The organism is Terriglobales bacterium (assembly GCA_035624455.1).
Lineage (GTDB): Bacteria > Acidobacteriota > Terriglobia > Terriglobales > Acidobacteriaceae > DASPRM01.
Genome location: DASPRM010000004.1, coordinates 32,592 through 54,065 on the forward strand (window position 1 = coordinate 32,592; position 21,474 = coordinate 54,065).

At 56.4% G+C, this 21,474-nt stretch carries 17 protein-coding genes; 14 read left to right on the forward strand and 3 right to left on the reverse strand.

Going from position 1 to position 21,474, the window contains the following annotated elements; genetic code table 11:
• The first annotated feature begins 125 nt into the window (after positions 1-125).
• From VEG30_00470 to VEG30_00490, 5 genes are all read left to right on the forward strand, one after another.
• A complete protein-coding gene (locus tag VEG30_00470; GenBank protein ID HXZ78372.1) occupies positions 126-1,427 on the forward strand; it encodes a hypothetical protein in 1,302 nt (433 codons plus the stop codon).
• Between the two features lie 53 nt (positions 1,428-1,480).
• The gene (gene rfbD / locus VEG30_00475; protein HXZ78373.1) at positions 1,481-2,329 is read left to right on the forward strand and encodes a dTDP-4-dehydrorhamnose reductase; all 849 of its coding nucleotides are present in this window, start codon (positions 1,481-1,483) and stop codon (positions 2,327-2,329) included.
• Between the two features lie 226 nt (positions 2,330-2,555).
• Positions 2,556-3,854: a homoserine dehydrogenase gene (locus VEG30_00480; protein HXZ78374.1), complete on the forward strand. Its 1,299-nt coding sequence runs from the start codon at positions 2,556-2,558 to the stop codon at positions 3,852-3,854.
• Positions 3,855-3,909: 55 nt separating this feature from the next.
• The gene (locus VEG30_00485) at positions 3,910-5,055 is read left to right on the forward strand and encodes a homoserine O-acetyltransferase (protein HXZ78375.1); all 1,146 of its coding nucleotides are present in this window, start codon (positions 3,910-3,912) and stop codon (positions 5,053-5,055) included.
• 98 nt (positions 5,056-5,153) lie between these two features.
• Positions 5,154-7,937: an AMP-binding protein gene (locus VEG30_00490; GenBank protein HXZ78376.1), complete on the forward strand. Its 2,784-nt coding sequence runs from the start codon at positions 5,154-5,156 to the stop codon at positions 7,935-7,937.
• A gap of 12 nt (positions 7,938-7,949) precedes the next feature.
• Here VEG30_00490 and topA read toward each other — a convergent pair whose 3' ends face one another.
• Positions 7,950-10,427 carry a type I DNA topoisomerase gene (topA, locus tag VEG30_00495; protein ID HXZ78377.1) on the reverse strand — a complete coding sequence of 826 codons (2,478 nt, stop codon included), beginning with the start codon at positions 10,425-10,427 and terminating at the stop codon, positions 7,950-7,952.
• 108 nt (positions 10,428-10,535) lie between these two features.
• A complete protein-coding gene (gene dprA, locus VEG30_00500; GenBank protein ID HXZ78378.1) occupies positions 10,536-11,690 on the reverse strand; it encodes a DNA-processing protein DprA in 1,155 nt (384 codons plus the stop codon).
• Between the two features lie 113 nt (positions 11,691-11,803).
• Here dprA and VEG30_00505 point away from each other — a divergent pair, with 113 nt between their 5' ends.
• Positions 11,804-12,655, forward strand: coding sequence for a menaquinone biosynthesis protein (locus VEG30_00505; protein ID HXZ78379.1), 852 nt, complete (start codon positions 11,804-11,806; stop codon positions 12,653-12,655).
• Positions 12,656-12,717: 62 nt separating this feature from the next.
• Here the strand turns inward: VEG30_00505 and VEG30_00510 are convergent, their stop codons facing one another.
• The gene (locus VEG30_00510) at positions 12,718-13,320 is read right to left on the reverse strand and encodes a DinB family protein (GenBank protein HXZ78380.1); all 603 of its coding nucleotides are present in this window, start codon (positions 13,318-13,320) and stop codon (positions 12,718-12,720) included.
• A 187-nt stretch (positions 13,321-13,507) separates the two neighbouring features.
• Here VEG30_00510 and mqnC point away from each other — a divergent pair, with 187 nt between their 5' ends.
• The 8 genes from mqnC (at position 13,508) to VEG30_00550 (ending at position 21,358) form a co-directional block, all read left to right on the forward strand.
• Positions 13,508-14,554, forward strand: a complete 1,047-nt coding sequence (mqnC, locus tag VEG30_00515) for a cyclic dehypoxanthinyl futalosine synthase (GenBank protein ID HXZ78381.1) — start codon at positions 13,508-13,510, stop codon at positions 14,552-14,554.
• Between the two features lie 138 nt (positions 14,555-14,692).
• Complete coding sequence (locus VEG30_00520; GenBank protein ID HXZ78382.1) at positions 14,693-16,294, forward strand: cellulose synthase family protein; 1,602 nt, start codon at positions 14,693-14,695, stop codon at positions 16,292-16,294.
• Between the two features lie 104 nt (positions 16,295-16,398).
• Positions 16,399-17,391: a substrate-binding domain-containing protein gene (locus VEG30_00525; GenBank protein ID HXZ78383.1), complete on the forward strand. Its 993-nt coding sequence runs from the start codon at positions 16,399-16,401 to the stop codon at positions 17,389-17,391.
• A 111-nt stretch (positions 17,392-17,502) separates the two neighbouring features.
• Complete coding sequence (locus VEG30_00530) at positions 17,503-18,822, forward strand: aminopeptidase P N-terminal domain-containing protein (protein HXZ78384.1); 1,320 nt, start codon at positions 17,503-17,505, stop codon at positions 18,820-18,822.
• Between the two features lie 72 nt (positions 18,823-18,894).
• Entirely contained in the window at positions 18,895-19,068 is a 174-nt protein-coding gene (locus tag VEG30_00535) for a hypothetical protein (GenBank protein ID HXZ78385.1), read from the forward strand.
• Between the two features lie 21 nt (positions 19,069-19,089).
• Positions 19,090-19,674, forward strand: coding sequence for a biotin transporter BioY (locus tag VEG30_00540; GenBank protein HXZ78386.1), 585 nt, complete (start codon positions 19,090-19,092; stop codon positions 19,672-19,674).
• Between the two features lie 47 nt (positions 19,675-19,721).
• Complete coding sequence (locus VEG30_00545) at positions 19,722-20,579, forward strand: MqnA/MqnD/SBP family protein (GenBank protein ID HXZ78387.1); 858 nt, start codon at positions 19,722-19,724, stop codon at positions 20,577-20,579.
• Between the two features lie 68 nt (positions 20,580-20,647).
• A complete protein-coding gene (locus VEG30_00550; GenBank protein HXZ78388.1) occupies positions 20,648-21,358 on the forward strand; it encodes an HAD family hydrolase in 711 nt (236 codons plus the stop codon).
• The last annotated feature ends 116 nt before the right edge of the window (positions 21,359-21,474 follow it).

A 21,474-nucleotide genomic window follows, 5' to 3' on the forward strand; every position in this document is an offset into this window, starting at 1 on the left:
CTAGGCTCAAACAGAGAGGAATGAGAAAATCACTGGAGATGCGGAAAAGGCATTCAGTAGCGTGCCTAATCTTAGGGCTCGGGCTCGTACTCGATAGTGCTGCGCAGACGCCCCCTCCGGGCCAGTTGATCGAAAAGGTCACGGCCATCGCACAACCCGTCCAGAGCTACGCTCTATATTTGCCTTCCAACTACACTGCCCAGAAGAAGTGGCCGATCCTGTTTGCATTTGATCCCTCGGCTGACGGAAAGATCCCGGTAGACAAATTCCGTGAGGCGGCTGAAAAGTACGGATACATCGTGGTCGGTTCGAACAACTCGCAGAATGGGCCGTTCGCGCCGGAATTGGCCGCCTTCAAAGCGATGTGGGAGGATACCCACGCTCGTTTGGCGATCGACGATCGCCGCGTTTACTTCACCGGCTTTTCCGGGGGCGCGCGCGTCGCCACCTCGATTGCCTTGCTCTGCAAAAACTGCGCTGCTGGAATCATCGCTTGCGGCGCGGGATTTCCTGCCTCTCAGGATCCAGCCAAGCCGCTTCCCTTTGCCTATTTTTCGACCATTGGGCTGTACGACTTCAATTTTTTCGAAGTCAAGGACCTGCACGACAAGCTCGAGCGGCTGCAGACTCCCCATCGCCTGTCAATCTTTCCCGGGCGACACGAATGGCTGCCCAAGGAACTCGCGGTTGAGGCCATCGAATGGATGGAGTTGCGTGCCATGGCGAGCGGACTGCGGCCAAAGGATGAAGCCTTCATCGAGACAAAATGGCAGCAGGGGATGCAGCGCGCCCAAAAGCCGGCAAATGAGAAAGATGTAGCTGCAGAATATGAAGCCTATAAGCATCTGGCTGCCGATTTTCGAGGATTGCGCGACGTCGGTGACGTGGAGAAGCAAGCTCAGAGCCTGGAGAAAAGTCCGGAAGTCCGCGCCGCTGCCAAAAAATTATCGGACCAGGAGCGAATGCAGCAGCAGTTGACGGGCGAGCTGATCGCAAAAATGGAGACTCTCAAGGACGATCCCGGCAATCTGGTCGATCGTCTGCAGGAACTGCATGGCCGGCTCGCTCAACTGAAATCCCAGCGGGACAAAGAAAAAGATCCCGATACAGTTACCGTACTGCGAAGGTCTTTGGGATCGCTGTATGTTTACGCCTGGGAGAATGCAGACCGCATGCGGGAGCGCAGGAATTTTTCGCTGGCGGCGACCTATCTGGAATTGAACACCGAGATCACCCCCGACAATCCCGAGCTGTACTACAACCTGGCCGCCATTGGCTCATTGGCGCGCGACAAAAAGAAGGCTCTCTCCGCGTTGAGGAAAGCCATGGATCATGGCTACCAGGACATGGCCAGGCTGAACACCGACCCAGATCTCGAGTTCGTGCGTCAGACACCGGAATTCAAGTCGCTCACTGCTCATCAGTAATACTGGGTGCAATCCGATCCGCTCAACTCGTTGGAGGACGCCTGAAAGTCGCAATCACCGGAAGCAACGGCTTGTTCGGACATGCCCTGACGCTCGTTTTTGGCGAGCGACACGAAGCTGTGGCTCTTACCCGCCGAGATTTCGACCTCACCGATCACCAACGCATGCGCTCGGTACTGCTGCATTTGAGGCCACAACTGATCGTTCATCCTGCCGGAATTCCCGATATCGACCTATGCGAGCGGGAGCCAGAGCTAGCTTACGCTGTGAACACAGAAGCCACGAAGGCTCTGGCCGAACTGGCACAGGAGATCGGCGCCGCGCTGGCGTACATTTCAACTGACGCCGTATTCGACGGCAAGAAGAGCAGCCCGTATGTTGAGAGCGATCCGACCGATCCGCCCTCGGTGTACGGACGCACCAAGCTGCTGGGCGAACAGGCAGTGAAAAAAATTCCCCAGCATTGGATCTTTCGTGTGTCAGTGCTTTTCGGGCCGGGCAAGACGAACTTTGTCGAGAAAGGGCTGCGAGCGCTGTCTGCTGGAAAAGACTATGTAGTAGCCGCCGACCAGGTCGGATCGGCTACATACACCAGCGATGCGGCACGAAAAATTCTTGAAGTGATCGAAAGCCGGCGCTTCGGTCTCTACCATCTGTCGAACCAGGGCGCGTGCAGCCGCCTGGGGCTTGCGGTCGCGGCGGCGGAGTTGGCAGGGCTGGATAAGAGCAAAGTGATTGGCAAGTCTTCCGACCAGATGGGGCGGATCGGGCCGCGGCTGAAGTATGCAGTCATGGAGATGAATGCTCTGCAGGCCGCCGGATTCGCACTGCCTCGCCCCTGGCAGGAAGCATTGGATGAGTATGTTGGATCGCTTAAGCAAGCTGGCACGGTCAAATTGTGATTGACCCGCGCTGTCCGGTCCGCTTAAACTGACGCCAGACATGAGTTCCGCCTGCCAAAACCGCGTAACCCGGACCGGCCGAATTACCATGGCCATGCGCATGCGCTTTTGGCGAGGGGAGCTTATGAGCTAATCGGCATTTATAAGGCGCTCAAACGCAACCCAACGCCAGAAAAAGCGTTGGGTTTTTGATTTTTGCGGGACACAACGAGACAGAGGGTCGAAAATGAGCACTCTTCCCGACTCAGAAATCATGACCGAATCGAGCCTGCGGCCGTGTAATGTGGCAATTCTCGGTTTCGGCAACGTCGGCCGTTCGGTCGCCGACATTCTCTGCCATCGAGTTTCGCCGCGACTCCGTCTCACGCACATCTTCAACCGCGGGGTCGGCCGAAAACGGGTGTCCTGGATGCCGCCGCATGTCCACTGGACAGAAGACATCGAAGACATTGTCAGCTCCGATGCGGACATCGTCGTGGAAGTCCTGGGCGGCCTGGATCCTGCAGAGCAGTGGATACGCCGGCTGCTCGAGTCCGGGAAATCAGTGGTGACGGCCAACAAACAACTCATTGCGAAGTCCGGGCCAGAGTTGCAGGAACTGGCGCAGAAGCACGGACAGCAATTGGAATTCGGGGCATCGGTCGCGGGCGGCATTCCAGTGCTCTTGGCCCTGCAACAGGGTCTCGCCGGTGATGTGATTTTCAAGGTTACAGGAATTCTGAACGGTACGTGTAACTACATCCTGACGAAAATGGAAGCGGCGGGTGCGACGTTTGAAACGGCGCTCGCTGAGGCGCAGCAATTCGGATTTGCCGAGGCCGATCCTACCGACGATGTCGAAGGGTACGATGCGCGGGCCAAGCTGGCCATCCTGGCGCGCGTGGGTCTGCACGCACAGATTCGGCCCGAGGACATTAGTTGCGCATCGATTCGTCCACTGGGAGCTGCCGATTTTGTTTACGCCACCAAACTCGACTGCACCATACGCCAGGTTTCACGAGCGGAAGTGGAAGGCCGTCACGTGGTGGCGGCGGTGGAACCAGCGTTGGTTCCCGTCTCCTCGCCGCTGGCACGTGTGCAAGGCAGCCAGAACCTGGTAATTGCCACCGGAAAATATGGCGGCGAAACTGTTCTGGCGGGGCACGGCGCTGGCGGGCACCCGACGGCGGTGGCCGTGGTCTCGGACGTGATCGCGATTGCCCGAGCGCGCTCCGAAGATGAAGGCTTTTTCCATCATCGGCGAATTACGCCGTCGAAGATCACCGACGATTTCACCGCTCCGCGATACGTGCGCTTCGTGGTGAAAGACCGTCCCGGGATCATTGCACGTCTTTCCGGCACGTTCGCCAAGCACGCCATCAACATTGATTCCGTTTTGCAATACCCGGGATATCCCAAGAACGAATTGCCATTCGTAATCACGCTGGAAGCATGCGGAAAGTCATTGCTGCAGGAAGCGTTGGCGGAAATTAAGGATGAGGATTTCCACGTCCAGCCGCCACTGGCCCTGCCGATTCTCCGCTGAACCTCAATTGCAGAGGGAGCAACACAAGATCAGGTCCGGCCACACGGGAGATGATATGAAACTGTTCGAGCCTACTCTGGAAGGCGACTTTCTTTTTGCCGAAGACCAACCGTTCCGGCTCGAAGCTGGCGGTACGCTGCAACCGGTTTCTCTTCACTACGCGATTTACGGATCCCTCAACGCGCTCGATAACGTGGCGCTCGTCTGTCATGCGCTATCAGGGTCGGCGCGGGTTGCCGATTGGTGGGAAGGAATGTTTGGCACCAGCGAAGCCTTCGATCTCGCGCGCTGCTGTGTTATCGGGATCAACGTGCTCGGGTCGTGCTATGGCTCAACTGGTCCAACTTCAGTCAATCCGGAAACAGGAATCCCCTATGGTCCGGACTTCCCGCTCATCACCATTCGCGATATGGTACGCAGCCAGGCTCGCCTGCTGGATCATTTGGGGATTTATCGGCTACGGACGGTCATCGGCGGATCGATCGGCGGAATGCAGGCGCTGCAGTGGGCAATTGAGTTTCCCGATAGAGTAGCGACCTCGATTCCCATTGGAGCTACACCCCTCTCGGCCATGGGACTGGCGCTGAACCACATTCAGCGGCTCAGCATTCAGTCGGATACTCACTGGAACGGCGGCCGGTATACTCCCGAAGCACCGCCCAACGCGGGGCTTGGCCTGGCGCGGGCATTAGCCATGTGCTCATACAAATCGGCCGAGTTGTTTGACGCTCGCTACGGGCGTCGCGCGAACCGCAACGGCGAAAACCCTTACGCATCGCTCGAGCACCGTTTCGATATCGCGGGCTACCTCGACTATCAGAGAAATCAGTTCAACAGCCGCTTTGATGCCAACACTTACATTACGATCTCGAAGGCGATGGATATCTTTGACCTGGTGCGCACTTACGGATCGGAAGACGCAGCGTTCGAGAGAATCCGCTCACGCGTGCTAATGATCGGAGTCTCCTCCGACTGGCTCTTCCCTGCAGCCGATGTGCGGGCTTTGACACTCAGGATGCAGAACGCAGGAGTTCGCGCCCGCTATGCGGAGCTGGTGAGTTCGCATGGCCACGATGCTTTTCTGGCCGATGCGGATGAGCTGTCGTCAGTGATTTCGGCGCATGAAGGCTGGTTGCATCCGACGGTGAATCGCATCCCGGAAGGTCGCCACGATCAGGGTTCATTAGCAGCGGGATACTGAAGAGCGGCGCACCGCCAGGCCCTAGCCGCTGGTAACTTCCTCGATCCTTTGCGTTCGCTAACAGCCTGCCGGCCGGTTTACCATAGGCATGTCCCGGAATGCCAAACTTCTACGACAAGATCCTGGAATCCGCAGGCAAGTGGCCCAACGCGACTGCCCTCCAGATGCAGTACGAGGATGGGAGGCTGGAAGGCTACACCTACTCCGAGGTCCGTCATATTGCGGATAGCGTGGGCAATTGGCTGTCCAGGACAGAGCTGGCGCGCGGCAGCCGATGCGCAATCCTGGCCAACAATGGCCCTCGCTGGGTCTGCGTTTACCTGGGAACCCTGGCGGCCGGGCTGGTGGCAGTTCCGCTGGACACCGCCTTCACTTCCAGCCAGGTCACAAAGCTGCTCACGGACTGTGGTGCTTCCCTGCTATTTGTCGACTCCAGGCAATTAGCCAAAGCGCGTGAGGCAATTACTGAAGTGGAAACGCCGGTGCGCCTGGTCTTGCTGCGCTCAACGGAAGAAGAATCCCGCCTGGTCTCTGTCGACGACATGCTCGGTTCCGGCAGCGGCGGATTCGAGCGAGTGGATGTCGGATTCGACGATACTGCCGCTATCCTCTACACCTCGGGGACTACTTCCGATCCAAAAGGAGTAATGCTCAGCCACCGCAACATCGATGCGGAAGCTGAGAGTGCTTTCCAAGTGCTCACGGACATCGGACCGCAGGATTCCATCCTGGGAGTCTTGCCCCTCTTTCATGCCCTGGCGCAGATGGCCAACCTGCTGCTTCCGCTGATCGTGGGAGCACGAATTGTTTTTCTTGAATCGCTGAATACTACCGAACTACTGCGCGCGCTTCGCGAGCGCGACATTACTCTCTTCTGCTGTGTTCCCCAATTCTTTTACCTGATTCACACGCGCATCTTCAAAGAAGTGCATGCCCGCGGGCGCCTCACCGAAACGATTTTTTCCTATCTTCTGGCGCTCAATGGGCGGGCAAGAAGGTTCGGCATCAATCTGGGGAGGCTGTTCTTCCCACGTGTGCACGAGCTGCTGGGAAGGCGCATGCATTACCTGATCACCGGCGGTTCGCGCCTGGACCCGCAGGTGGGACGAGACTTCGAAGCGCTGGGCTTCACCATCCTCAACGCCTACGGGCTGACGGAAACCAGCGGCGCCGCCACCCTGACGCCGCCGAAGAAGAATGTAGTCGGGTCAGTGGGCAGAGCGCTGCCGGGAAATGAAGTTCAGATCTTGCGCCCTGAGACCGATCCCGAGACTGGCCATCGGATCGGCGAAATCGCTGTCCGCGGCGGGATCGTAATGAAGGGTTATTACAACCGCCCCGATGCCACCGCTGCGGCGCTCGAGGATGGGTGGCTGCGCACCGGCGATCTCGGCTTCATGGATGCTGAGGGCAACGTTTTCATCACCGGCCGAGCCAAGGAAGTCATCGTCCTCAGTTCGGGAAAAAATATATATCCCGAAGAAATCGAAGCGCACTATGGCCGCAGCGCGTTCATCAAGGAGATGTGTGTGTTGGGGATCGAGGGCCAGCCGGGCGAGCCGCTCTCCGAGAGACTTCACGCCGTGATTGTTCCCGATTTTGACGTTCTGCGCGAGCAGAAGATTGTGAATGCGAGAGAGATCATTCGCTACGAAATCGAGGGTTTCTCTTCCCAACTGCCTTCCACCAAACGAATTTTGAGCTACGAAATATGGCAGGAGGACCTTCCGCGTACCACGACGCGCAAGCTGAAGCGAAACGCGGTGGAAGCGCAGGTGAGAGCAGGCGATGGACAGCGGGCCGAAGCGGAGCCATTGCGGCCGCGAGCCTTGAATGCAGGTGATCGCGAATGGGTGGCAATTCCAGATGTCCAGCGCGCGCTGGAAGTGGTACGGGCCTCGTCAAAAAAGCAGGTTGCGGAGGTTCACCCCACGGACAATCTGGAGCTTGATTTGGGCTTGGACTCGATGGAGCGCGTCGAACTACTAGTGTCGCTGGAGCGCGAACTTGGGGCTCACGTTCCCGACGGAGTCGTGTCGGAGGTTTACACGGTTCGCGAGTTGATAGATGCCGTGCGTAGCAACATGGGCAGCAATGGCAAACGCAAGTCCGCCACCGCTTGGGGCTCCGTACTTAGCGCCGATCCCACCGAACCCGAAATTGTCGAGTTTTCCAAGCCTCACTCGTTCGCGCTGCATTTTTGGTACACCGTGGGTTGTATTGTTCAACTATTCGCGCGAGACCGATTCCAGCTGAGCGTCACCGGTCTGGAAAAACTGCCAAAGAGCGGTCCGTTTATTCTTTCGCCCAATCATCAGAGCTATCTCGACCCAATCATTTTGCTGAGTGTCCTCCCCTGGCGGTTGTTTCGCGACCAGTTTTCGGTGGGGACCAGCGAGATTTTCGGAACCGGCCTGGCGCGAAAGCTGGCGTACACGCTGAATCTGGTACCGGTAGATCCAGATGCCAATCTGGTTCCCGCTATGCGCGCCGGCGCTTTCGGTTTGCGGCGCGGAAAGGTGCTCATTCTTTTCCCGGAAGGCGAACGAAGCATCGACGGCAGCCCGAGGATTTTCAAGAAAGGCGCCGCCATTTTGTCCTGTAACCTCCAGGTCCCAATCTATCCCGTCGCGCTTGATGGATTTTATGAGGCTTGGCCACGCGGCAAGCATTTCCAGCGATTCGCGCCTTTGAAGATGGCATTCGGCGATCCCATCTATCCGCCCAAGGAGACTTCAGATCCCGAAGCTGCCTACGAAGAGCTAACCTCTCTGCTGAAGAAGCGAGTGATGGAAATGTGGCTGGCACTGCGCGGGGAGCAGCGGCCTACAGAGAATGGCAATGCTGCGGTGCAGGAGCCGCAGGCTATGTTGGCCAGGTGAGACTCGCGTATATTACGTCAGCTGCGGAACCGGAGCTTCGACGGGTCGCGAATACTCGCAGTTTTCGTTCGGACAGGCGATCACCGGCCCCGATTTCAGGAATTTCTGCACCAGGTACTCGTGTCCGCATTCCGGGCACCTCTCAGGAATCGGCCGATTGGCAGAAGTGAACTTGCATTTCGGGTAATTCGAGCAGCCGTAAAACGAGTTCCCTCGCTTGCGGGCCCGCTTTTCCACGAGCTCTCCGTCCTTGCATTGCGGGCATTTCATGCCAATGAAGTTCTGCTTGACGTACTTGCATTCCGGATAGCCACTGCACGACGTGAACTCACCATAGCGCCCATGCCGGAGGATCAGATTCCGCCCGCACTGGGGACACTTCTCGTCCAGGGGAATGTCGGGGACCTTTTTCCCCTGATCGAGGCGCCGCGTGGTTTTACAATCCGGATACCCGGTGCAGGCCATGAACTGTCCGAAGCGTCCACGCTTCAGGACCATGGGGCGGCCGCAGTTTTCGCAGTACTCCTCCTGCGTGGTCTCCTGCATGTCGGCCGAATCGAGATCCGGCAGATCGATAGGATTTTCCTTGGTGAAGGTGCAACTGTTGGGATCGTTTTTGTCGTAAGAACTGCAGGCATAAAACGATCCGTGTTTGCCCCACTTGATAACCAGCGGTGATCCGCAGCGCTCGCACTTTTCGTCGGTGGGCTTCTCCATCGCCTTGAGATTTTCCATGTGCTTCTCGGCGTAGGAGAGGTCGCGCTGAAATTTCTTGTAGAACTCCTTCAGCGCCTCCGTCCACTTCTCTTTGCCTTCTTCGATATCGTCGAGTTCTTCCTCGAGACGCGCAGTGTATTGCGGATCAAAGATGTCTTTGAAGTTCTCAACCAGAAGATCGGTGACCACCAGTCCAATCTCCGTGGGGACGAATTTGCCTCCCAATTTATTGACATACTGGCGCTCCTGAATCGTGCTCAGGATCGCCGAATAGGTGGAAGGACGGCCGATTCCGCGCTCCTCAAGCTCTTTCACCAGAGAAGCTTCGTTGTAACGCGGCGGTGGCTCGGTGAAATGCTGCTCCGGACGCAGTTGCCTGAGGGTGAGCTTTTGTCCCTCTGCCAGCGGTGGCAGCTTATGTTTCAGCGCCTCCTCGTCTTCGTCCCGCATGTCTTTCGATTCTTCGTAGACTTTGAGGAAGCCATCAAACTTCAGTACGGAACCGGTGACGCGGAGCCGGTAGGATTCGCTTCCCTGCTGGGCATCGATGTCAACCGTGGTTTGATCGAAAACTGCCGGCGACATCTGCGAGGCGACGAAGCGTTGCCAAATCAGCTTGTAAACCTTGTACTCGTCTTCCTTGAGATATTTCTTTATCGCGTCGGGATGGCGGAGAGCCGAAGTTGGCCGAATGGCTTCGTGCGCTTCCTGGGCTCCTTTCTTGGATTTATAGAGATTGGCGCTTTCAGGAAGATACTGCGCTCCGAACTGCAGCGGGATCATCTCGCGCACTTCCGTCAGCGCGTCATTCGAGACGTGCACGGAGTCGGTGCGCATATACGTGATGAGCCCGACGAGGCCCTCGTCGCCCAACTCTACGCCTTCATAGAGACGCTGAGCGATCATCATTGCGCGCTTCACGCTGAAGCGCAGTTTGCGTGAGGCATCCTGCTGGAACTTGCTGGTGGTGAACGGAGCTGCCGGATTGCGGCGGCGTTCCTTCTTTTCGACCGAGCGGACAACCCAGTCCGCCTTTTCCAGGAAAGTCTTGATCTTGTCGGCTTCTTCCTGGTTGGGAATTTCGATTTTCTCGTTGTCCTGGCCCTTGCCGATCAGGCGTGCATCGAAGGCAGGCGGTTTTGCCGCGGCCAGATGGGCATCGATGGTCCAGTATTCCTGCTTCTGGAACGCCTTGATTTCGCGTTCGCGCTCGACAATCAAGCGCAGCGCTACGGTCTGGACTCGTCCCGCGGAGAGCCCACGACGTACCTTATCCCAGAGCAGCGGGGAAACCTGGTAGCCTACCAGGCGATCTAAGACGCGGCGGGTTTGTTGGGCATCGACCAGATTGCGGTCGATGTCGCGCGGATGCTCGAACGCCGCCTTCACCGCGCGTGCCGTGATTTCGTTGAAGGTGACGCGGCGAATATCCAGTTTGCTAGCCTTCTTTTTCTTCTTTCCGTTGAATGCCTCCCCGCCAAGCTCTTCCGCTAAGTGTGCAGCGATGGCCTCGCCTTCGCGGTCGGGGTCGGGCGCCAGATAGATTGCATCCACAGACTTGGCGGCCTTCTTCAGCTTCGCCAGTACTTTTTCTTTACCGGGGATGACGACGTACTCGGTTTCGAAGTCGTTATCGATATCGACCCCGAGATTGCTTTTGGGCAGATCCTTCACATGGCCGAGTGACGCCTCGACCGAATAGCCCCTTCCCAGGTATTTCTGTATGGTTTTCGCCTTAGCCGGCGATTCAACGACAACTAAACCTTTCGCCAAAACAACCTCATTCTTAAGAAACTGTTCTTGAAGCTAGCACGGATACGGGACGGTTCGTCAACCGTTGGTTTGAGAACGGAAGTGTTATTCCCTTGGCAACCGGCTGATTCAGAAAGTCTTGACGTAATTTTTCCCGGGCAGTTGCTTCACTCTTCCCGACATCTCCAATTCAAATAGCGACGCGAAAATTTCCGATGAGGACATCGCGTCGGCCAAGCGTTCCACGATCTCGTCGATGTGCACCGCCTCGTCCGCCCGCAGCAGCTGAAATATCTTCCTCTCCTGCGGCGCTAACGATTCCTGCTCGAATAACGATGCCGTAGAACCGCCTTTGGTTGCGAAACCCGCCTCGGGCGCGAGTTGCAGCCGCAGATCTGGAGGGATCTCTTCCCACACATCTTCCCAGGTTGCAGTGAGCTTCGCTCCCTGCTTGATGAGGGTGTTAGGTCCCCAGGAGTTCTTGTTGGTCACATTTCCGGGAACGGCGAAAACTTCGCGGCCTTGCTCCAGTGCGCAACGTGCGGTAATGCGTGTGCCGCTGTATTCGCCCGCCTCAATCACCAGCACGCCGATCGAGAGCCCGCTGATAATGCGGTTGCGAATCGGAAAATTCTGCGGAGCTGCAAAGGTCCCCAACGGGAACTCAGAGATCAAAGCCCCACCCAGAGCCAGAATCTGCTCCGACAATTTCTGATTTTCGCGGGGATAAATGACGTCGACGCCGGTCCCAAAGACAGCTACGGTTTTACCCTTCGCCTCGATCGCGCCGCGGTGGGCTGCGCTGTCCACCCCCCGGGCCATGCCACTAATAATGATGATGCCGCGCGCCGCCAAGTCGCAGGAAAGCCGGGACGCCATGCCGATCCCGTAGGGCGTCGGATGCCGGGTTCCGATCACGGCAATTCCGGCTGATCCAATAATTCCCTTGTTTCCAATGACATACAGGCACACCGGTGGATCGTAGATCTGCCGGAGCGGCGACGGATAGGCGTCGTCGGACAGCGTGATTATTTCGGCCCCCACCGCTGTTGCGCGTGCAACTTCCTCTTCCGCCTTAGCCAGCGATTCTCCGTTGAAGATCGCCTGCGCCGAAACCGGCTGCAGGCCAACAGCCTCCAACTCCGTAAGCGACGCGTGAAACACGCGGTCCGCATTGCCGAAGTGATCCACCAGATGCCGTGAGCGCGTTGCCCCAAGACCTGGCGTAAGTGCCAGCGCTAACCATTCCAGTTGCTGTGTCGTAGCGGGAGATGAAGTACTCAACCGAATTTCCTGAGGGTCCGCCGGGAATTCACTAAACCTGGCGAATGTATCCGGCTGTTGTCCGCGCGTCAAGGAAGTACGTCGCATTCGCTTTGTTACAATGGACCGTTTTGATGCGCCCGCTCCGGATCTCCGCGATCTCCTACCTGAATACTGCCCCTCTTATGTGGGATTTCCAACACAGCTCGGTGGGAAAAGATTTTGAGATCTCCTACACCATTCCCTCGGCGTGCGCAGAAGCGCTGGCGACGGGCGTGGCTGACATAGGGATCATCCCCTCTGTCGTGTTCGCCACGATTCCGAATCTGCTGATCATTCCCGATGCAGCCATCGCCTCCAAACGGGCTGTGCGATCCATTTTGCTGATCTGCAAGAAGCCGCTGGAAGAAATTCGCACCGTTGCTGCTGACACTTCGTCCCGAACTTCGGTGGCGTTGGCCCAGATTCTGATGGGAAGGTTTTTTCCAACCGGGGCCGGAGTGCGCCGGGAATTCGTGCCCATGCCTCCAGATCTTGAGCTAATGCTGGCGGGATGTGATGCTGCATTGCTGATAGGGGATCGCGCACTGCAGGTGGGGCGCGAGCGATACCTGACCTACGACCTCGCGGAACAGTGGCATCAGTTCACTGGCAAGCCGTTTGTGTTCGCTTTCTGGGCCATCCGGATGGCGGCTCTGTCTGAAGCGCATCCGCGCATGGAACTGGACTCGATTTTCAGCAGCTCTCGCGATCATGGCTTGGAGCCGCAGAATGTTGCCACCCTGGGCCGTGAATGGGCGCCCAAATTAGGGCTCACTCAGGAAAACGTGCACTCTTATTTGACCCAGAACATTCATTATTATCTGGATCGCGAGAACCTGGAAGGGCTGGAACTCTTCTACCGTTATGCGGCCGAGTGTGGTTTGATCGCCGCGCCTCCGACGGTTCGCTTCGTGGGCAGTGCCGCGTTTCGGATGTATGGATAGGTTGGCTCTGAGCTCCTCGCCCAACTTAGTTCACGAACCTTCCACTCCAGAGCGGAAGCACCTTAGTCTGTCTTCCCCCGGCTGGCTGGCGGCACGATTCCGTTCATCCGCAGATACTCCACCATCTGTCCATAATGATCGTATGCGTGAGCAACGCCGAATGTAGCCAGATTCAGGCGCGGCGATCTGCTGTGCTCCGGCACCTGCATCATGTTTTCAGGTGTCAAGCTGGCAGCTGCTCTGTGCCCCAGGGCAAAAGAATCGTTCAAGAACTTCATGATCTCCGCTTTGGTCTTCAAGTTCTCGGGACCGTTCCCGTCCTTCAAACCTTCGGGCAGCTTCTCGCCTGTAACCGGAGACCATATAAAGTAATTAGAAGCGGCAACATGCCGCACCTGCACAGCAAATGTGCGCACACCTTTGTAGTCGCTGCCGGGAATGTTCAAACTCTCAGGAGAGAAATTGAACTTATCTTCCGGCATGGCATCGGCGACGCCTACGATGAGCTTCTCAATGTTGCTGATTTGACGGTCCACCACCGACGCGACGGTTGGCGGCGGTTGCGTCTGAGGCGAACTCCCAGCCTGGCTGTTTGTCCCTTGTCCCATGAGCGTCACGGAAAAAATAAGCACTGCCGATACGAAGAAGAGTCGCACTTGTTTCATTGGAGTAACCTTTCCCTGGCGGAGCCCGCAGGTTCCTGCCGTCGGCAAGCACCGGCTTTTGCTCCCCTTAGACGTAGGTTTGATTTGAAGGTTCTGGCAATTCTTTCAAACCATGACAAGCAGTGGTGCGCTTTCGCGGCTCTAGCGTCTACAATGAACCTGCGGGTTTCTTTACCCGGGAGTGGGGATGTCGCTAACCAGACAACAAGCGCTCGAGATGTTCCGGTCTGACGACCTGATTGGCATCGGCATGGAAGCCGACCAGCAGCGGCGAAAGCTTCATCCCGATGGCATCGTCAGCTACATCATCGACCGCAATATCAATTACACGAATTTCTGTACCGAGTACTGCACTTTTTGCGCGTTTTACCGTCCGCTGAAAGGCAAGCTGGCTGCCGAAGGCTACATCCTCGATTTTGAGACCATTTACGACAAAATCCGCGAGACCGTCGAGCTGGGGGGAACCGGCGTGTTGATGCAGGGCGGTCTGCATCCCGATCTGAAGATTGACTGGCACGAGCAGCTGTTGCGCGGCATCAAGCAGCTCTTTCCCAGAATTCATCTGCATTGTTATTCGGCTTCTGAGATCATCGCCATCGCCGAGTACAGCGGGCTTACAATTGAGGACACTATTAGGCGTCTGCGCGACGCGGGCCTGGACTCCATCCCCGGCGGCGGAGCCGAAATTCTCGATGACGAAGTGCGTTATCGAATCGCCCGGCTGAAATGCCTCACTGAAGACTGGATTAACGTTCACCAAACCGCGCACAAGCTCGGCATGCGCACCACCGCTACCATGATGTTTGGCGTCGGCGAGAGTTACGAGCATCGTGTAAATCACTTCCAAAGGTTGTACGAGCTTCAGGAGGAAACCGGCGGATTTACAGCCTTTATCCCCTGGAGTTTTCAGCCTAAGAATACCGCTATGGGCGGACGCCACTGGGATGAAGCTACCGCGGTCGAGTACTTGAAGGTTCTGGCGATCTCCCGTTTGTATCTGTCGAATTTCTTGAATGTGCAATCAAGCTGGGTGACCCAGGGACTGAAGGTTTGTCAGCTGGGCCTGCGGTTCGGCGGCAACGATGTCGGTTCGGTGATGCTCGAAGAAAACGTGGTGAAGGCAGCAGGAACGAGCAACTGCACCACCGAAGAAGAGCTGCGTCGGATCATCCGCGATGCCGGCTTTCGCCCGGTGCAACGCGATACGCTATACAGAACGTATTTCCTGAATTGAGATCCGCGGACAGTCATGATTGCCTGTCCTCGACAGACCCAACCGCCCTTCAAGTAAAATGCATCGTTAGCTGCTGCAAGTCGATCTCTGTTTCCCGGGGACAAATTGGTTTTTGCGCTCGCATTCTTGGCGTTTAGTGTGTTTGCCCAACCGAGGGGGATTGGGCACTGGGTCCGCACCCACGTACTCGATACGACCTTTCGCGGGCTATACCGTGCCAATGCCTTCGATATGGCGCTGTTGATCCCCTATTTCATCGTTCTTATCCTGCTGGCGTTCTATGGTCTGCATCGCTATCAACTGGTCTACATGTATTACAAGAACCGCAGGAACAAGAAGACAGAGGCGACGCACAAATTCTCGGAGCTGCCTCTGATCACCATCCAGTTGCCTATTTTCAATGAACAGTTCGTGGTCGATCGCTTGGTGGACGCGATTTGCCGGCTTGAATATCCGCGCGAGAAGCTGGAAATTCAGGTACTCGACGACTCTACCGATGAGACGGTCGAAGTCGCACGCGGTGTCGTAGAGCGCTACGCTGCCATGGGTCACGCCATCAGCCATATCCATCGCAGCAATCGTTCGGGCTACAAAGCCGGCGCGCTGCAGCACGGGATGCAACAAACCAGGGGAGAGCTGATCGCGATTTTCGATGCCGACTTCGTTCCTGCGGAAGACTGGCTCATGCGCGTTGTCCACTTTTTTGCCGACCCTGAGATCGGCATGGTCCAGACCCGCTGGACTCACCTGAATCGCCACTACTCGTTTCTTTCCGAAGTGGAAGCCATCCTTTTGGACGGCCACTTTGTCCTTGAGCACGGCGGACGTTCGCGCAGCAATCTTTTTTTCAACTTCAACGGCACCGCCGGAATGTGGCGTCGAAAGGCCATTGACGAAGCGGGCGGCTGGCAGCACGACACGCTCACGGAGGATACCGATCTCTCCTATCGAGCGCAGCTGAAGGGATGGAAATTTCTCTACCTGGAGGACGTGGAATGTCCCGCCGAGTTGCCGGTGGAAATGACCGCCTTCAAGACCCAGCAGGCGCGCTGGGCCAAAGGTCTGATTCAGTGCGCCCTCAAAGATCTTCCCCTGGTTTTGAAAAGCAATGCCCCGCGACGGGTCAAGATGGAAGCCTGGTATCACCTGACGGCAAATATCAGCTATCCGCTGATGATCGTGCTATCGACCTTGCTGCTGCCGGCCATGATTATTCGCTTTTACCAGGGCTGGTTTCAGATGCTCTACATCGACCTGCCGCTGTTTATGGCCTCGACGTTTTCGATTTCCAGCTTCTACCTCGTCTCCCAAAAGCAGCTCTTTCCTCGTACCTGGCTTCGCACATTCCTCTACCTGCCCTTCCTGATGGCTTTGGGCATCGGTTTGACTATCACCAACACCAAGGCAGTGCTGGAGGCGCTCTTCGGAAAACAGACGGCCTTTGCCCGGACTCCCAAGTACCGGGTGATCTCCAAGAGCGACAAGCCGCGCACCGGCAAATATCGCAAGCGTCTGGGATGGATTCCCTGGGCCGAGCTGGGAATCGGGACGTATTTTGCGGCTACGGTTTACTACGCCGTAATCAATGAGAATTACATTACGGTGCCTTTTCTCGCCCTTTTCGTCTTCGGCTACTGGTGCACCGGTCTGATGTCGCTGTTGCAGGGAAGATTCGAGCGATTCCTGGGCCGGGAAGCGCGTGAGCCACAGACGGCAAAGCCCTATCCTGTCGGCGTTTGATCTCAGAGAGGGAAGGATGCTCTTTTCCTCTGGCCCGCTAAGCACTACAATGCCGCCCGGCTTTCCCCCAATTCACGATGATTCGGCCTCAATGGAGGTGTCTGATGTCGTCGAAGCGAAGCTGTTGGTTGCTCTTACTTCCGGTTCTCCTTCTTGTTATTACAACCGGCTGTGGCGAGCACAGCGCTGATGAGCGCTATTACCTGGTTACCGTGAACACTCAAATTCCCTACTGGCAATCAGCGGCTGCAGGATTTCTCAAATCAGCCACCGAAATCAAGGTTCGGGCTGAGATCGCAGGACCAGACACCTACGACGCTAAGGCTCAACAAGACGAGTTCAGGCGGATATTGGCAAAAAATCCGAAGCCCTCAGGGATTCTTATTTCCCTTGCCGATCCCCAATTCATGAAGGCCGATATCGATAATGCGATTGCGGCGGGGATCCCGGTGCTCACTATCGATTCAGACTCTCCAGCCAGCAAACGCCTTTTCTTTATTGGCACAAACAACTACCAGGCCGGAATCCTGGGTGGCGAGATCGCGGCTAAGCAACTGCAGGGTAAAGGCACGGTCATCGTGTTCACCATGCCCAATCAGACCAACCTCGAGGATCGCTTACGCGGGTACCGGCAGGTGTTTGAGAAGTATCCTCAAATCAAAATTGCTCGCGTCGTGGACATTAAGGGCGACCCGCGCGTGGCCTTCGACGAAACTCAAAAGGTGATCGACAGCAAGGAGAAGATCGATGGTTTTCTCTGTCTGGAAGCTCTGGCGGGGAAAGAAGTAGCCACCGTCATCAACAACAGTAAAACTGCCGGAAAAACCATTATCGCCATGGACACCGATGAAGCTACGCTGGACTGGGTGAAGAAAGGCGTCATCGCGGCTACTATCGCGCAACGGCCTTACACCATGGGTTACTTCGGCCTGAAGATGCTGGATGACCTGCACCACGCGTATCCCACGCTGCCTTCGGTCTCCGGCTCCACAACTTCTCCACTTCCCGCTTTTGTGGACACCGGGGCGATCTTGATCGATAAGACGAATGTCGACAGCGTGATCCAGGCACAAGCTGCCAACAAGCCGGGTAAGTAAGCCGGTTCCTTACAAATCGCGATTGCTGCAGTGTTGCGACGCTAGCGCATCGGAGATGAAAAATTGCCGATGTATAATCCCGCGCATCTCCTGCTGTAACTGCGAGGCAGATTGCGCAAGCCGCTGATCCCTGTTCTTCTTCTGATTACATCGCTGTTGTGGGCGATCGAGCGTCAGCCGAATGCGGATTACCGGGCTCGGCGCACTCGGCTCGCCGAGAAGGCTGAGGGTGCCTTCCTCGTTTTCGCGGCGACGGAAGCGCAAGGGCCCAATGCAGTTTATGGTTTTCGTCAGGACGACAACTTCTATTACTTAAGCGGATGGGCCGAGCCGGGGGCCGCAGTTCTCATCATCCCTGCGCACCCAGCAAGCGATTCAAGCCCGGCCCAGCCCTACAGTGAAATCCTGTTTCTTCCGGCTCATAATCCGATCCAGGAAAAATGGACTGGGGGCAAGCTGGGAGCAGACAACCGCCAAGCGGCGCAGGTTACAGGCTTTGATCGCGTAGAGACGCTCGATCAACTGCGCGATGAGCTAATGCGACTTCTGCCCTCTGGCCGCAGCACGTTGTACGTCAACAAAGGGCCCATCTCCGACGCGTCGATAGAATGGCTGCAGCGCGCCAACGCGTTTCCCCCATATCTGTCTATCGCCGACATCGGACCCCTTCTTGCCGCCCTGCGTGTGGTGAAGGATGCCGGGGAGATCCGGCTGATCCGAGCGGCTACCGATGCTTCCGTAGCGGCTCATCAGGCAGCCATGAAGGCAGTGCGGCCGGGGCTCAACGAGCATGACATTTCCGCACTGATGCAGTACGAATTTCAGAAGCGGGGCTGCGAAAGGCCAGCCTATGCACCGATTGTGGGTTCAGGCCCTGATTCCACGGTGCTGCACTACTCCAGGGACGACCGAGCGATAAAAGATGGAGACCTGGTACTAATGGATGTTGCCGGAGAGTACTCAATGTACGCCTCCGATATCACTCGTACCCTGCCTGCCAACGGCAAGTTCACTCCTCGGCAACGCGAGATCTATGACATCGTGCTGGGTGCGCAGGATGCCGCCGTCAGGGCATTTCAAGCCGGAAAGTCCAGCCTCGGCCGTGATGGTCCGGACTCGCTTTACCGGGTTGCCCTCGATTACATCAATAGCCATGGCAAAGACCTGCACGGTCATCCATTGGGCCCGTACTTCATCCACGGGCTCAGCCACCACGTAGGTCTGAATGTCCACGATGTAGGCGACACTTCCATCCCGCTCGACAAGGGCATGGTATTCACCATTGAACCCGGAATATACATTCCCGAGGAGAACCTCGGAGTCCGCATCGAGGATATCTTTTGGGTCGATGAGGGCGGCAGGCTGGTACGCTTGTCAGGAAACCTGGTACGGACAGCGGACGAAGTAGAGGCGGCGATGGCGGCCAGGTAGAGGGAATCGCCCTCTGCTCTAACCGCCCGGCTGAGGAGAATTCAGTACTGACTTTGGTATTCTATTCACGCATTGATAATTAAATTCCTGTTTGCGGTCTGTGTGCTGAGTGGAGTGGCGCTGCTGTGGGCGTCAGCTTCGTTCTATCTCCGTATTCGCCACGAGATGTTTGAGTCCGATGCCATGCTGCGCAAAGCCCTTCAGGAGATCGAAGAGCAGCAGATGGTGAGCAGCGGCAGAGACTAGTCGCGGAAAGGGGGAAACAGCATGTCAAAGACAGCGGTGAGCGCTGCATCACGACCGTCGTCGGTGATCCTCAAACAGGTGGCGCTCGTGGTCGGAGCCAGCCTGTTTATGGCTGTGTGTGGACGGTTATCCATTCCTTTACCTTTTACCCCTATTCCTCTGACATTAGCTAATTTCGGCGTGCTATTGATTGGATTGGTCTTGGGTGCGCGTCGAGGTTTTGCTGCCCTCGTGCTTTATCTGCTGGAAGGCGCGTCAGGTATGCCGGTGTTCAGCCCCGCCGGTCCGGGAGGAATTGCTCAGCTCTTTGGCCCGACTGGTGGCTACCTGATGGCTTACCCATTTGTGGCCGCGCTGACGGGCTGGATCGCTCAAAGTGATGGGGCCAGTTTCTTACGAAACCTGGTTGCTTGTTGCGCAGGTGAGTTGGCGCTCTTTGCTTCCGGGATCGGTTGGCTGATGCTCCTGATCCACACGCCTTTCAGCAAGGCGGCCTATTTTGGCTTCTATCCATTCATTTTCGCAGAGGTTATCAAGATCCTATCTGCGGCAGCAATATCGTTGCGACTGAAGCGCAGCCCTATTATCGGGAGTTTCTTCAGCTAAGCTCCGGCCAGCGGGAGATTGCGAGAATCGCTCCGGGGAGACCGAAAATGGCGACCACTAGTACAACTGCACTCGTTCAAGACGTCACTGTCGCCCACAGTCCGGATTCCGATGATGCCTTCATGTTTTACGGACTGGCGACAAACAAAGTCCGGGTTCCTGGCCTCAAGTTCAGCCATACCCTCTGTGATATCGAGACACTGAATCGCAAAGCGATGGATGGCGTATACGACGTTTCCGCCATTTCCTTCCACGCCTACCCCTATGTGCAGGAGAAGTATGCGCTATTGTCGAGTGGAGGCAGCGTAGGGGAAGGATATGGGCCCATGATCGTCGCCAACCGAAAATTTTCCGTCAACGAGATCAAGGAGATCAGGCTCGCGATTCCTGGCACGCTAACGACCGCGTATCTGGTGCTGCGATTATTCGCGCCCAGGGTGGAAACCGTTGTGGTGCCTTTCGATCAGATCATCCCACGTATTCTCGAAGGCCGATACGACGCTGGATTGATTATTCATGAAGGGCAGTTGACCTATTCCAGGTCGGGTTTGCACCGCATCGTGGACCTGGGAAAATGGTGGCGCGATATGACAGGTTTCCCCTTGCCTCTGGGCGGAAATGTGATCCGGAGAGACCTGCAGCCGGAAGTGATCAAAAGCGTCGCTCTGGCATTGAAGAACAGCATTCAATACGCATTGGATCATCGCGAAGAGGCCCTGGCCTATGCCATGCAGTTTGCCCGCGATCTCGATGCACAGTCAGCCGACAAGTTCGTGGGAATGTATGTTAACGAGCGCACGGTGGACTACGGAGCGGAAGGGCGGGAAGCGGTGCGACGGCTTCTGGATATGGGCTATGAGGCGGGGATCATACCGCATCCGGCGAAAGTCGATTTCGTGAGCTAAACTTTCCTTCAGGAACCTCCGACTCAGTTTCAAACCAAACATAAGGCACTCTGTTTGATTTGTCGATAATGGCTGCTTTGTCCAACAACGGCTCCCAAACTCTGCTGATCGATGCAGATGACACGCTTTGGGAAAACAACATCTATTTCGAGCGCGCTATTGCCAATTTCATTTCTTTTCTGGATCAGAAGCACTATTCGCCTGCTGAGGTGCGCGAGTTTCTCAACGACGTAGAGCGCGGCAACATCCTGAAGCACGGATACGGCCTGCACAGTTTCGCTCACGCTCTGGTGGAAACCTTCGAACGGCTTTCGGTCGAGCCGATCACTCACGAACTCCACCAGAAGATAGTTGGTTTCGCCCACTCGATTGCCGACCACCCCGTGGAGATCATCGAAGGCGTGCCCGAGACGCTGCTGTATCTTTCCGAGCGGCATCATCTCATTCTGGTCACCAAGGGCAACCTGACGGAGCAGTCCGGCAAGGTCGAACGCTCTGGTCTGAAAGAATATTTTGCCGCCATTGAAGTGGTGGCAGAAAAAGATGTCCCGGTCTATCGATCGATTGTCCAGAAGTATGGCTTATCGACCGAGGTCACCTGGATGGTGGGCAACTCTCCCAAATCCGATATTAATCCGGCAATCGGCGCCAGTCTGAACGCGGTTTTTGTGCCCCACGATAACACCTGGGTACTGGAGGACGAAGACCTCTGCTCCGAACCCTCGAATCGCAAACTTCTCGTCTTGAAACGCTTTCCGGAGCTGCGCGCGTATTTCTGAGCGCAGAGCGGGTATCAGAAGTTTTTATCCCCTCCATACAAACTTCGCATGTCGGCCCTTACGACTTCTTTATGCGATTCGGTCTACCTTTCGCTTACTTGAACATTTCAGATTGC

Bases quoted from the DNA above. Each gene is read 5' to 3' on its own strand.
- VEG30_00480 (HXZ78374.1), top strand. From the start codon at position 2,556: ATGAGCACTCTTCCCGACTCAGAAATCATGACCGAATCGAGCCTGCGG.
- VEG30_00490 (HXZ78376.1), top strand. From the start codon at position 5,154: ATGCCAAACTTCTACGACAAGATCCTGGAATCCGCAGGCAAGTGGCCC.
- VEG30_00540 (HXZ78386.1), top strand. From the start codon at position 19,090: ATGTCAAAGACAGCGGTGAGCGCTGCATCACGACCGTCGTCGGTGATC.
- VEG30_00525 (HXZ78383.1), top strand. From the start codon at position 16,399: ATGTCGTCGAAGCGAAGCTGTTGGTTGCTCTTACTTCCGGTTCTCCTT.
- VEG30_00510 (HXZ78380.1), bottom strand. From the start codon at position 13,320: ATGAAACAAGTGCGACTCTTCTTCGTATCGGCAGTGCTTATTTTTTCC.
- VEG30_00485 (HXZ78375.1), top strand. From the start codon at position 3,910: ATGAAACTGTTCGAGCCTACTCTGGAAGGCGACTTTCTTTTTGCCGAA.
- VEG30_00505 (HXZ78379.1), top strand. From the start codon at position 11,804: ATGCGCCCGCTCCGGATCTCCGCGATCTCCTACCTGAATACTGCCCCT.
- VEG30_00545 (HXZ78387.1), top strand. From the start codon at position 19,722: ATGGCGACCACTAGTACAACTGCACTCGTTCAAGACGTCACTGTCGCC.
- mqnC (HXZ78381.1), top strand. From the start codon at position 13,508: ATGTCGCTAACCAGACAACAAGCGCTCGAGATGTTCCGGTCTGACGAC.
- VEG30_00550 (HXZ78388.1), top strand. From the start codon at position 20,648: ATGGCTGCTTTGTCCAACAACGGCTCCCAAACTCTGCTGATCGATGCA.